The 11,993-nt window shown below is 70.8% G+C and carries 9 protein-coding genes, 1 tRNA gene and 2 pseudogenes; 5 read left to right on the forward strand and 7 right to left on the reverse strand.

The features are described from left to right. Together BQ9890_RS15885 and BQ9890_RS08930 are read right to left on the reverse strand one after the other, a co-directional pair. Nucleotides 1–528: PH domain-containing protein (locus BQ9890_RS15885; protein ID WP_230297887.1), on the reverse strand; the 528-nt coding region annotated here is incomplete at its 3' end. A 71-nt stretch (nucleotides 529–599) separates the two neighbouring features. Then, complete coding sequence (locus BQ9890_RS08930) at nucleotides 600–1,082, reverse strand: PH domain-containing protein (protein WP_075892954.1); 483 nt, start codon at nucleotides 1,080–1,082, stop codon at nucleotides 600–602. A 122-nt stretch (nucleotides 1,083–1,204) separates the two neighbouring features. Here BQ9890_RS08930 and BQ9890_RS08935 point away from each other — a divergent pair, with 122 nt between their 5' ends. The 4 genes and pseudogenes from BQ9890_RS08935 (at nucleotide 1,205) to BQ9890_RS08950 (ending at nucleotide 5,421) form a co-directional block, all read left to right on the forward strand. Next, nucleotides 1,205–1,921, forward strand: coding sequence for a response regulator transcription factor (locus BQ9890_RS08935; RefSeq protein WP_075890944.1), 717 nt, complete (start codon nucleotides 1,205–1,207; stop codon nucleotides 1,919–1,921). Nucleotides 1,922–1,981: 60 nt separating this feature from the next. Next, a pseudogene (locus tag BQ9890_RS08940) lies at nucleotides 1,982–3,382 on the forward strand (ATP-binding protein); the annotation flags it as partial. 352 nt (nucleotides 3,383–3,734) lie between these two features. Beyond that, nucleotides 3,735–4,742 (forward strand): HD domain-containing protein, encoded by a 1,008-nt coding sequence (locus BQ9890_RS08945; protein ID WP_075890948.1) that lies wholly within the window; start codon nucleotides 3,735–3,737, stop codon nucleotides 4,740–4,742. Between the two features lie 385 nt (nucleotides 4,743–5,127). After that, nucleotides 5,128–5,421: a WXG100 family type VII secretion target gene (locus tag BQ9890_RS08950; RefSeq protein ID WP_075890950.1), complete on the forward strand. Its 294-nt coding sequence runs from the start codon at nucleotides 5,128–5,130 to the stop codon at nucleotides 5,419–5,421. A gap of 202 nt (nucleotides 5,422–5,623) precedes the next feature. Here BQ9890_RS08950 and groL read toward each other — a convergent pair whose 3' ends face one another. Both groL and BQ9890_RS08960 read right to left on the reverse strand, forming a co-directional pair. Then, entirely contained in the window at nucleotides 5,624–7,246 is a 1,623-nt protein-coding gene (gene groL, locus BQ9890_RS08955; RefSeq protein WP_075890952.1) for a chaperonin GroEL, read from the reverse strand. 225 nt (nucleotides 7,247–7,471) lie between these two features. Further along, nucleotides 7,472–8,092, reverse strand: a complete 621-nt coding sequence (locus tag BQ9890_RS08960) for a LytR C-terminal domain-containing protein (protein ID WP_230297888.1) — start codon at nucleotides 8,090–8,092, stop codon at nucleotides 7,472–7,474. 212 nt (nucleotides 8,093–8,304) lie between these two features. Between BQ9890_RS08960 and BQ9890_RS08965 the strand changes: the two genes are divergently transcribed. Next, a complete protein-coding gene (locus BQ9890_RS08965) occupies nucleotides 8,305–8,988 on the forward strand; it encodes a uracil-DNA glycosylase (RefSeq protein WP_075890954.1) in 684 nt (227 codons plus the stop codon). A 218-nt stretch (nucleotides 8,989–9,206) separates the two neighbouring features. On the opposite strand, the gene BQ9890_RS08970 is transcribed toward BQ9890_RS08965, so the two are convergent. From BQ9890_RS08970 to BQ9890_RS15890, 3 genes and pseudogenes are all read right to left on the reverse strand, one after another. Beyond that, nucleotides 9,207–9,279 (reverse strand) — tRNA-Thr (locus tag BQ9890_RS08970). Nucleotides 9,280–9,374: 95 nt separating this feature from the next. After that, complete coding sequence (locus BQ9890_RS08975; RefSeq protein ID WP_075892958.1) at nucleotides 9,375–10,208, reverse strand: DsbA family protein; 834 nt, start codon at nucleotides 10,206–10,208, stop codon at nucleotides 9,375–9,377. A gap of 63 nt (nucleotides 10,209–10,271) precedes the next feature. Then, a pseudogene (locus BQ9890_RS15890) lies at nucleotides 10,272–11,993 on the reverse strand (hypothetical protein); the annotation flags it as partial.

Genomic DNA, 11,993 nt, shown 5'->3' on the forward strand with positions numbered 1-11,993 from the left:
GTGCCCACCGGGGGGCACAGGGGCGTCGGGGCGCACAGCGGTCTGCCCGGAGGCGCCCAGTCTGATGCCGGCCGCCCGCGCGAGGATCTCCGCGCGGAGGTCATCGAGGACCCGTGTGGAGAGGAAACCGAAGGTGAGGTTGGAGCCGCTGCCGCCGGCGACCTCCACCGAGAGGCGCCCCAGACCGAAGAGTCGTCCGAGCAGGGGGTGGACGACGTCGACTGCCTGGATGCGGTCCAGGCGGGCATGGCGCTGGGAACGGAAGAGGATCCCGGAGCGGTACCACACGGCGTTGTCCGTCACCGCGTACGACGTCGCCCGCCAGGCCAGCCAGGAGTAAAGGCCCGCGACCAGGAGGAACAGCAGGAGCGCTCCCAGCACCATGAGGGCGATGACGAGGCCTCCGCGCTCCCGGGCCCATCGGGAGCCGAGCAGGTCGGCGACCAGGTCGGTGTTCTGGTAGACGATGACGGCCAGCAGCGCCGCCAGCGCCTTCCAGGCGTTGAGAGCCGGGGAGATGGGGTGCACGCGGCGCCAGGCTCCCTCGGGGACGCCCTCGTCGACGGCGCGGACGCGTCCCCCCTCCCCGCCTCCGGCCCTCACAGTCCCGCCAGTTCCGCGGAACCACGCTCGGCGAGCAGGTCACGCAGACGTGCGGCCTCCCCGGCGGGCAGGCCGTCGAGGCTGGCGGAGGTCTCGGCCGACGCCGTGTGCAGGGTGATGGAGGCGATGCCGAAGCGACGGGCGATGGGCCCCTCCGCCACGTCGACGTACTGGATGCGTCCGTAGGGCACGACGGTGAGACTGCGGAACATGATGCCCCGGCGGATGAGGAACTCGTCCTGGGTCTCCGCGAAACCGATCGCGCGCACCTGGCGGGGCACGAGCCACAGCAGCCAGGCCGCGAGCGCCACCATCACCCCGGCCCCGGTCCACACCCACGGGGTCACCAGGACGGCGACGACGCCGCACACCAGCGCGGGGACCACGGTCCAGATGAGCACGGCGATGACGCGCACGGTCACCAGACTCGGGGAGACGGGCGTGAAGGCGACTCCCGCCGGCTCCAGGGGATCGGTCATGGTGTCGTCCTTCCGTGGGTGGTGGAACGGGTTCCTGCTCACCATCGTGTCACAGAGGCGACATCCGGACGCTCCCACGCACCTTCCAGCAAACGTCCAGACAGTGAGGTGAAACTGTCCCCATGTCGATCCCGAACACTGCCGAACAGGGCGAGGCCCGCCTCCTCGTCGTCGACGACGAACCCAACATCCGCGACCTGCTCGCCTCCTCCCTGCGCTTCGCGGGTTTCGACGTCCTCTCCGCCGAGGACGGGGCCGGCGCCTACCGCCTCGCCACCGAGGAGTCCCCCGACCTCATCGTCCTGGACGTCATGCTCCCCGACATGGACGGCTTCACCGTGACCCGCCGCCTGCGCGAGGCCGGGGTGAACGTCCCCGTCCTCTTCCTCACCGCCCGCGACGACATGCGCGACAAGATCCAGGGGCTGACCGTGGGCGGGGACGACTACGTCACCAAGCCCTTCGGCCTGGAGGAGGTCGTCGCCCGCATCCGCGCGATCCTGCGGCGCACGCGCCAGGGCAGCGAGGACGACGGGACGCTGCGGGTGGGGGACCTCGTCCTGGACGAGGACGCCCACGAGGTCCACCGTGCAGGGGTCGACATCGACCTCTCCCCCACCGAGTTCAAGCTGCTGCGCTACCTGATGATCAACGAGGGCCGCGTCGTGTCCAAGATGCAGATCCTCGACCACGTCTGGGAGTACGACTGGGACGGCGAGGCGGCGATCGTCGAGTCCTACATCTCCTACCTGCGGCGCAAGCTCGCCGTCGAAGGTTCCAGCGGGGAGCTCATCCACACCCGCCGCGGTGTCGGCTACATCCTGCGCGAGGAGAACTGACCCGTGGGCTGGGTCGAGCGGGCCCGGGGGGCGTGGCACGCCACACCCCTGGTGACCCGCATGGTCACCCTCATCACCGCACTGATCGCTCTGGGCCTGGCGATGGCGGGGACGGTCATGATCGGGCTGCTGCAGCGCCACCTCATCGCCCAGGTGGACGAACAGCTCATCACCTCCGCGGAGTCCCTGGTCGCGCAGTCCTCCCAGCTGGGGAGCTCCAGCAGTGACGAGCGCCCCAACGTGCCCACCCTCTTCTACATCCGACGTGTGATGGTGAACGGCACCACGACCGTGGCCGTCCTGCCCGACACCCTGCAGCGTTCGGGCACTCCGCAGATCCCGGAGCTCCTGGCCATCGGCCAGCTGCCCGACACTGCCAACGGCATGACGAACCCGGTCACGGTCGCCTCCACCCGGCAGGGTTCCCCCTGGCGCGCCGTCGCGATCCCCCTGGCCTTCCAGAACACCTCGACCCCGGCCGGCGTCATGACGATCGCCCTGCCACTGACGGACGTGCAGCGCACCCTGGCCAACACCGCCGCCTACTTCACCCTTTCCTCGGTGGTCATCGTCGCCGCGGGTGGTGTGCTCGGCCGCTACCTCGTGCGTCGCTCACTGTCCCCGCTGCGCAGCATCGAGTCGGTGGCCGGCAAGATCGCAGCCGGTGACCTCACCCAACGCATCGAACCCGAGCCCCCGACCACGGAGGTCGGATCCCTGGCACTGTCGCTGAACACGATGCTCACCCAGGTCGAGCAGTCCTTCGAGGCACGCGAACGCTCCGAGCGGCGCATCCGCCGTTTCGTCTCCGACGCCTCCCACGAGCTGCGCACCCCCCTGGCCGCCATCCGCGGCTACGGCGAGCTCTACGCGATGGGCGGCGTGCCCCCCGAGCGCACCGCGGAGGTCATGGGACGCATCCGTTCCGAGGCGACCCGGATGGGCACCCTCGTGGAGGACCTGCTCACCCTGGCCCGCCTGGACGAGGGGCGGGCACTGACCCCCACCGACGTCGACCTGGTGAAGATGGCCGACAACGCCGCGTTCGACCTGCAGGCCCTCGACCCGAACCGACCGGTGCGGGTCACCTCCCTGACGGGGCGCCACCCCCCGATGACCCTGGTGGTCTGCGCCGACCGGGACCGCATCCAGCAGGTGTTCACCAACCTGGTCGGCAACATCGACCGCTACACACCCGAGGGGTCACCCGTGGAGCTGGCCCTGGGGACCTCGGGTGGGTCCGCCGTGGTCGAGTTCCGCGACCACGGTCCCGGCATCGCGCCCGAGGACCACGACCGTGTCTTCGAGCGCTTCTACCGTTCCGACGACTCCCGTGCCCGCTCACTGGGTGGGTCCGGCCTGGGCCTGTCGATCGTCGCCGGGATCCTCGCCGCCCACCACGGGAGTGCGAAGCTGACACGCACCCGGGGTGGCGGGCTCACCGTGCGCATCGAGTTGCCGCTCGGTCCCTCACCCGTCCAGGAGTCCACTCCGCCCGCGGGCCCGGGCGCGGGCGTGGACGCCGACGGGGACGCGGGCGTGGACGCCGACGGGGACGCGGGCGTGGACGCCGACGGGGACGCGGGCGTGGACGCCGACGGGACCGAGCCACCATCTACCACGGACGGCCGCGACGGGGAAGGGCTCGCGCCGCAGGCGGGCCCGGAGTCCGCAGGGCCGACCACGCCACAGGACTCCCCGACGGAGTCGTGGTTGCAGCGCCCCCAGGGTGAGGACCACCACGCGTCGTGACTCCCAGGGGGCATCCAGCTAGCATGTGTCGGTAATGTCCCCCATCAGGAGCGTGGATCACATGGGTGCTGAAGCACCTCAGTGGCTCTTCGGTTCGTTCGTCGAGGCCATGCGGGAGATCGGTGCCACCGCACCCGTCCCGGACCTCGAGGCCGAGGCCCGCGACCTCCTCAAGCGCTGGACCGAACCGGGACGGCGGCTCCACAACGTGCGCCACCTCATCAACGTGCTGGCACACGTGGACGAGCTCTCGGCCTCGACCCACGACCCCGATGTGCTCCGCGTGGCCGCCTGGTACCACGGGGCGTTCCTCAACACCGCCGTCGAGGCGAAGCTCGCAGGCGCCGAGCCCGTCACCATCGCCCACCGCTGCGCCGCCCACACCTCCCAGCGCCTGGAGGACCTCGGCGTCAGCGATGACGTGGCCGCCCGAGTGGGTGAACTGGTCATGACCATGGCAACCCACACCGCACCACGGGACGACCTGGACGCCCAGGTGCTCTCCGACGCCGACCTGGCGGCCCTGGCAGCGACCCCCCAGGAGTACAAGAAGTACCGGCAGCTGCTGCGCGAGGAGTACGGCCACGTCGACGACCTCACCTTCCTGCGTGCCCGTCGTCTGGTGGTGCGCAGGTTGCTCGCGCGCCCCGAGGTCTTCCAGTCCCCCCGCGGTCGCGCCTGGGAGACGCGCGCGAGGGAGAACCTCGAGGCCGAACTCGCCAAGGCGGACGAGGCCATCAGCCGACTCGACCCCACCGACACGGCCCCCAGTGAGGAGGCACACCGTGACGTGGACGTCGATGTCGCGGACGGCCCCCCGCGCGCCGAGCTCGACGACGACGAGTCGGTGACCTCGACCGGCACGATCATCATCCGCCGCAAGCACCTGCGCAAGAACACGGCACCCCAGACCGAGCAGGAGGAACCTCCGGCCACCACCGGGCGACTGCCGCTGCTCGCCGGCGCCGAGACGGACCACCATCCCGACTCCGACGAGGACGACGCCTCCTCCCTGGAGACCGCGATCGATGCACTGGACGTGCCCTCGCGTCCCACCGACCAGCGCTGAGCTGACCTGATCCGGGCTCACCTGCCCCGCCCGGCACAGGAGCGCCGCTCCCGCGTCCCGACCGGTACAGCTGGGATGGTGCAGCGGGCCCCGCGGACCAGTGCACCGGTCCGCACTCGACGGCGGCCCGCAGACGGGGACCGACGGACGGGCGGTTGGCCCACGAACGGGTACCGACCGACGGACGGGCGGCTGGCCCACGAACGGGTACCGACCGACGAACGGGAGCCGGCCCACAGCCGGACACACAGGAGCGGCCGTCCACAGACCGCGCACCGCCACCGGTCCTGTCCACAGGCGCGCACCCTCGCCCTCCCCTCCCGCCCCGGAGGTGCCTAGCCTCGCCCGCATGGTCCCAGGGTGGGACCGGACAGGAGGAGGTCCCATGGCGATGTACGTGGTGGACCCGGAGCAGGTGGCTGCCTCGGCGGCACGCGTCGCGGCAACGGGGGAACGCATCCGCGGGGAGGTGGCGGTCATGATGGCGGACCTCGTCGCACTCCAGGGCAGCTGGGGAGGGGTCGCGTCGGCGAACTTCAGCGAGTGCGCCACCCAGTGGCGCACGACCCAGGCCCAGGTCGAGGCGGCCCTGGACGCGATCGGGGTGCAACTGGCAACTGCGGCAGGCGTCTACGCCGATGCCGAGTCCCACTCCGCGTCCCTGTTCCTGGGGCGCTGAGTGAGGCGCTCCCGGGCGGTACGCACGGGCGCCCGCTGCTGCGTGGAGATCGGGAGCCGGGTGACCGACCGGAGGCACTGACCTCCGGGCAGGCCCGGACCCGGGACGCCGCACAGACGCAGCTTCCCCCCTGCCCGCGGTGGGCAGGGGGGAAGCTGGACATCGTCCTACCAGCGCAGGCGCTGGCCGAGGAGTGGGTCGGTCAGTACATGCCGCCCATGTCGTCCCCGGCGCCGGCGGCCGGGGCCGGGGGCTCCGGCTTGTCGGCGACGACGGCCTCGGTGGTGAGGAACATGCCGGCAATGGAGGCAGCGTTCTGCAGGGCGGAACGCGTGACCTTCACCGGGTCGGCGATGCCCTGCTCCAGCAGGTCCCCGTACTCGCCAGTCGCGGCGTTGAGGCCGATGCCGGGCTCCATGCCCGAGACGCGATCGGCGACGACGCCACCCTCAAGGCCGGCATTCTCCGCGATCTGCTTGAGCGGGGAGGCCACGGCGATGCGGACGATTCCCACACCGATCGCCTCGTCACCACTGAAGTCCAGGGAGTCCAGAGCCTTGTTCGCTGCCTGGATCAGGGCCACGCCACCACCGGCGACCAGACCCTCCTCAGAGGCTGCACGCGCATTGCGGATCGCGTCCTCGATGCGCAGCTTGCGCTCCTTGAGCTCGACCTCGGTGGCCGCGCCGGACTTGATGACGGCGACACCGCCGGAGAGCTTGGCCAGGCGCTCCTGGAGCTTCTCACGGTCGTAGTCGGAGTCAGTGTTCTCGATCTCGGCCTTGAGCTGACGGATACGCCCGTCCAAGGCGTCCTTCTCGCCTGCGCCGTCGACGATGGTCGTCTCGTCCTTGGACACGACGACCTTGCGCGCGCGGCCCAGGACATCCAGATCAGCGTTCTCCAGGGACAGACCCACGGTCTCGGAGATGACCTGACCACCGGTGAGGATGGCCATGTCCTGCAGCATCGCCTTGCGGCGGTCACCGAATCCGGGAGCCTTCACGGCCACGGACTTGAAGGTGCCACGGATCTTGTTGACGACCAGGGTGGCCAGGGCCTCGCCCTCGATGTCCTCGGCGATGATCAGCAGCGGCTTGCCGGACTGCATGACCTTCTCCAGGACCGGGAGCAGGTCCTTGATGTTGGCGATCTTCGACTCGACGAGCAGCACGTAGGCGTCCTCCAGGACGGCCTCCTGGCGCTCGTTGTCGGTGACGAAGTAGGCCGAGAGGTAGCCCTTGTCGAAGCGCATGCCCTCGGTGGTCTCCAGCGTGGTGTCGAAGGAGTTGGTCTCCTCGACCGTCACGACGCCCTCGGGGCCGACCTTCTCGAAGGCCTGGGCGATGAGCTTGCCGATCTCCGGGTCATTGGCCGAGATCGAGGCCGTGGCCGCGATCTGGTCATTGGTGACGACGGGCTTGCCGTCCTTGTGCAGCTGGTCGACGATGGCCTGAACGGCCGCATCGATGCCGCGACGCAGGGCCAGCGGGTTGGAGCCCGCTGCGACGTTGCGCAGACCCTCGTGGACCAGGGACTGGGCCAGGACGGTCGCAGTGGTGGTGCCATCACCGGCGACGTCATCGGTCTTCTTGGCGACCTCCTTGACCAGCTCGGCGCCGATGCGCTCGAAGGGGTCCTCCAGGTCGATCTCCTTGGCGACGGAGACGCCGTCCTTGGTGATCGTGGGGGCGCCCCACTTCTTGTCGAGCACGACGTTGCGGCCCTTGGGTCCCAGCGTCACCTTGACGGTGTCGGCCAGGAGGTTGAGGCCGCGCTCCATGCCACGACGAGCCTCCTCGTCGAACTTGATGATCTTCGACATGCTGTGTGTTCCCTTCCGCGGTGCGGATGCGGAGACCGATGCCCGCGACGGACGACCACCACGACGACGTTCATGTCACGTCACCGCAGGGGCCTCATCGATGCTCCTGGTTGTTATCACTCTGCCTTGGCGAGTGCCAGTGGCAAGTCTGGCACTCTCCCCCCGCGAGTGCAAGACGGGGGTTGCGCCCTCGGCGCAACCCCCGTCTTGCAGACCTGCAGGTTCTCAGCGCAGGACGACCACCACATCGCTGCCGCCGAGGTTCCCGATCTCCGTGACCTGGACCGAGGAGATGCCCAGGACCCGCGCGACTTCCTCCGCCGTCGGTTGCAGGTCGGGATCGGCGTAGTACACGGAGGACACCGTGGTCGCCCAGCCCGTGGCATTGCCCGCCGAGGTCCCGGCGAAACCTGCCTCATTGAGCAACGCGGCCTGCTGGGCGGCGTAGCCCTGCGTCGATGTCGCGTTGAGCACCGCGATCTTGACACCGTGATCGACCTCGGGAACCGCGGTCTCACTCTCGGACGGGGCCGGCTCCGGTGACTCCGTCTCCTCCGGCTCTGCCGTGGCCTCACCCGACTGGGCGGGCTCCGTGGAGGGCTCCCCACTTGCCCCCCCGGACTGTGCAGGGCCCGACTGGGACGTCTGGACATCGCCCGACTCCTGCGTGATGACACCCCTCGACGTGAGGAAGTGACTGGCGCCCCATCCGAGCAGGATCGCAAGGAGGAGGACGATGAGGAAGGGCAGGACGGACTTCCACTTCGAGGGCTGCGGACGGTGCATGCCCACGGGCATGTCCTCCCCGGCGCGGTCGAATTCGTCCTTCGGGTACTGGTTGCTCACGGGGACAGAGTACCTGCATCCACCCTCCGGCCACCTGGACCCCGTGGTGGGTCTCCTGTTCGCACCGGGTCCCCGACGGCACAGCGGACCCTGCGACATCCCTCTCCCGCCCTCGTGACCCTCCCGTCCGTGCCACGCCCCACCCCGGCCACCGCCGCCGGGAACCCTCCACGGCCTCTCGGTCCGGGGTCGCCCTCGTCTACTCTGGGGCCGTGACCACCACCGCTCCACACCCCCTGTCGGAACTGCTGGACCCCGGGTGGGCGCAGGCGCTCGCCCCGGTGGAGGGACGCGTCCACCAACTCGGTTCCATGCTGCGCGCGGAGACGGCTGCGGGAAACGGATACCTGCCCGCAGGCACCGATGTCCTGCGGGCCTTCACGTACCCGTTCGACCAGGTCAAGGTGCTCATCGTCGGCCAGGACCCCTACCCCACACCCGGGCACGCCATGGGGCTCTCGTTCTCGGTGGCCCCCGGGGTCGCACCGCCGCGCTCCTTGCAGAACATCTTCACGGAGATGGTCGATGACCTCGGCGTCCCCCGCCCCACCAGCGGGGACCTGACCCCCTGGTCGCAGGAAGGTGTGTGCCTCCTCAACAGGGTCCTCACCGTCCGGGCCGGTGTCCCGGGTTCACACCGGCGACGCGGCTGGGAGGAGGTCACCGACCGGGCGATCGACGCCCTGGTCGCGCGCGACCGCCCTCTGGTGGCGATCCTGTGGGGACGCGACGCCCAGGCCCTGCAACCCCGACTGGGGGACACCCCTGTCGTGAGATCACCGCACCCGTCTCCCCTGTCGGCCAGTCGCGGGTTCTTCGGCTCCCGACCGTTCTCGAGGGCGAACGCGATGCTCGTGGCCCAGGGCGCGTCCCCGGTGGACTGGCGCCTGCCCTGAGGCGCGGTGGCGCCGCTGTCAGGGTCGCAGGTCGCCCGCGACCCACGGACCGACCCGCGACCCACGGACCGACCCGCGACCCACGGACCGACCCGCGGTTCACAGGCCCTCGACCCCTCGGGGATGTGCCCGCCCGGCCCGGCACGCAGTGCCGCTCGACGCCGCGGGCCGGACACCGACAGTGTCCGGCAGCCCCCTTCCGAGGGCCTGGAACATAGAGCCACCTGCGAGACTCGAACTCGCGACCGTCCGCTTACAAGGCGGGTGCTCTACCAACTGAGCTAAGGTGGCGGGCCCCCACAGTGTGCCATGGCACCCGTGGGGTCTCCGAATCGGTCGGCACACGGCCGACCGAGGACTCCCGGGGGTCGCGACCCCCGGGGAGCTCACTTCGCGGTGACGCCCATCCCCGTCATGATCGTCTCGAAGATCGCGTCCGCCGAGCTGCCCGACAGCTTGATGACGGTGGTGCCGTCCTTGACGAACTCCGGGGTGCCGAAGCTGGAGGGGTCGCGCCCGTCGAAGGTCTTCGAGGTCCACTCATTCGTCGTCGTCGCGAGGTAGGCGTCGACGGAGTTCTGCGTGAAGGTGGACACGACGTCGGCGGGGACGCCTGCCTCGGTGGCGATCTGGGCGACCTGCTCGGTGGACTTGTCGAGGTCCTGGATGACCGTGCCGTTGCCCGCGTTGAACTGCTCCTCGAAGTAGGCGAGCAGTGCGTGGTGGAAGTCGACCCAGTGCTCGGGATCCTTCTGGGCGACGATCAGGGAGGCCGTGGTCGCCGGCTTCTGGTAGGCCATGCCCACCGTGGTCACGGGCTGGTAGGCGATGTTGAAGGCACCCTTCTCCGCCTGGTCGCTCAGGCGGGCCCCCACGGCCACGTCGACATCGGCACAGACGTGGCAGGTGTAGTCGAAGTACTCCGTCAGCGTGGGAAGTGAGTCATCCGTCTGCCCCAGTCCCAGGTTCGAGAGCAGGACCGGCGAACCGTCGGCGTAGGGACCCAGGACCGCCGCGGCATCCCCCGACTGGGAACCGCTCTGGCCGTCGTCCCCACCACGCACGATGGCGATCGTGACAGCGGCGATGATGGCGAGGACGACCACCGTGACGACGCTGATGATCGTCAGACGGATCCGACGGTCGGTCCGTTCCTGGGCCTCCCGGAGCTGCTGGGCCTTCAGTCGCGTCGGGTCGGTCACGGGCTTCTTGCTGGGCATGGGTGCATCCTCCATGACGGTGTGGTGACCCAACACTAGCGGGCCGTCCGGCCACCCGTCGTGTCAGATCACACCGCCTGTGAGGATGTACCACGTCGCTGTGAGCACCACCACGACCAGGGCACCGAGCACGGCCCGTGACCACCGGGGTGGGAGCAGCGTGCGCACCACCAGGGCAGTCCCCTCCCTCAGTCGTCGCGAGGTGGGGAGCACCCACAGGACCAGCAGCACGAGGACGACCATCCCCCACAGGGGGAGCAGGAGGGCCGAGGGGGATCCCTCGCTCTGCCAGTTGTTGATCCCCGGGGCGGCGAGCACCCTGAGCGGCCAGGCCAGGTCAGGGGGATCACCACCGAGGCCGCCCCGAAGCCCCACCCAGGCACCCCCTGCGACCAGACCACCCGCGAGCAGACCGGCGACGAGGGCCAGGAGGGAGCGCACCAGGTGCAGGGGCAGACCCGCCAGGGCGAGCGCCGTGTCGGAGGAGCGCACACCTTGGTGGCGGACCCGGCGCAGCTCCCTCTGGGCGTGGGTGACGCCGACCGTCGTGAGCAGCAGCAGGACCACGGCGACCACGACCGAACCCGGGGCCCCGAGCACCACCGGCAACGCCGCGAAGCCGGACATGAGGAGCGGCCCCACCACGTGGACGGGAAGGGGCTGGCGCCGGACGTAGGGAGCGACCGGGTACCAGTACGGCGAGGGGTCCTGACCCCCCGGGTCCCGTCCGGGCGCCGGCCACTCCGCTCCCGGCCCCCCTGTGGCGGGCGGTTCCTGTGCGCCCGGCGTCCACCCCGAGGGATCGCCGGGGGTCCCCGGAACCCACCCGGCGGGCGATGTCCGGGTCGAGCCCCCGGGCGGGGGGACACTTCCCGACAGGGGAGCGCTCCGACGGGGCTCCACCCCCCGGTCCGCGCCGGGCTGTGCGGCGGGGAGCACCTGCGTCCCACCGGTCCCGTTCCAGGTCGACGAGGGCGGGGCCGTGGCGCCGGTCCCCTGGTCGAGTGGCATCTGCGCCGTGGGCGCGACCCACTCGGAGGAGTGCCCGGAGGCATGAGGTGACTGGGACAGCGAAGTGGTGGGAGCCCCGCCCTCGTCGCCGCCCAGGACCTCGGTGGCAGCGGAGGGGAGCTGCGCGGTCGCACCGTCGTCACCCCCTCCTCCTGCGTCCCCACCCGGACGACGGCGGTCGAGGTCATGGTCACTCCCCCGGTGGCTGCCGCCCGCGTCCTCGCCGCGACCGGGGGCGTCCGGACCGGGGGCGTCCGGACCAGCGGTGTCGCGCCCCGTGCCCCGAAGGCCACCATCGGGAGTGACCGCCGCACCGGCAACACCCCCGGTGCCCAGACTTGCCGGGACACCCCCCGCGCCCGCGACACCCGACCCAGCGCCGACCCCCGCAGCCCCCGGGGGCCCGAGGAGTTCGGTGCGGGGCACACGTGTCTCCCCATCACTCCCGTCGACCACCCCTGCCGCCGCCCCCTCGACCGCAGATGCCCCTGCCTGTGCCGGCGCGTCCGGACCGAGCACGGGGCCCGTCCAGGCGGAGGGCCGCGAGAGGTGCTCGACGACGGCTCCCGGATCCGGACGGGAGGAGGGATCGACAGCCAGCGCTGCGCACAGCTGGCGGGCGACCGCGACCGGGAGGCCACCCGTGTCGGGCCGTCCCTCCAGGACACGCAGCATCACGGCCTGGGAGTTCCCCGCGCCGAAGGGCGGGCGGCCGGTCGCTGCTTCCAGCAGGGTCGCCGCCCAGGACCACCAGTCCGTCCCGGCGGAGGCGGG

It is taken from the genome of Actinomyces provencensis (assembly GCF_900155435.1).
GTDB lineage: Bacteria > Actinomycetota > Actinomycetes > Actinomycetales > Actinomycetaceae > Pauljensenia > Pauljensenia provencensis.

Excerpts from the sequence above, each read along its gene's own strand:
- BQ9890_RS08930 (WP_075892954.1), bottom strand. The coding sequence starts at position 1,082 with ATGACCGATCCCCTGGAGCCGGCGGGAGTCGCCTTCACGCCCGTCTCC.
- BQ9890_RS08935 (WP_075890944.1), top strand. The coding sequence starts at position 1,205 with ATGTCGATCCCGAACACTGCCGAACAGGGCGAGGCCCGCCTCCTCGTC.
- BQ9890_RS08945 (WP_075890948.1), top strand. The coding sequence starts at position 3,735 with ATGGGTGCTGAAGCACCTCAGTGGCTCTTCGGTTCGTTCGTCGAGGCC.
- BQ9890_RS08950 (WP_075890950.1), top strand. The coding sequence starts at position 5,128 with ATGGCGATGTACGTGGTGGACCCGGAGCAGGTGGCTGCCTCGGCGGCA.
- groL (WP_075890952.1), bottom strand. The coding sequence starts at position 7,246 with ATGTCGAAGATCATCAAGTTCGACGAGGAGGCTCGTCGTGGCATGGAG.
- BQ9890_RS08975 (WP_075892958.1), bottom strand. The coding sequence starts at position 10,208 with ATGCCCAGCAAGAAGCCCGTGACCGACCCGACGCGACTGAAGGCCCAG.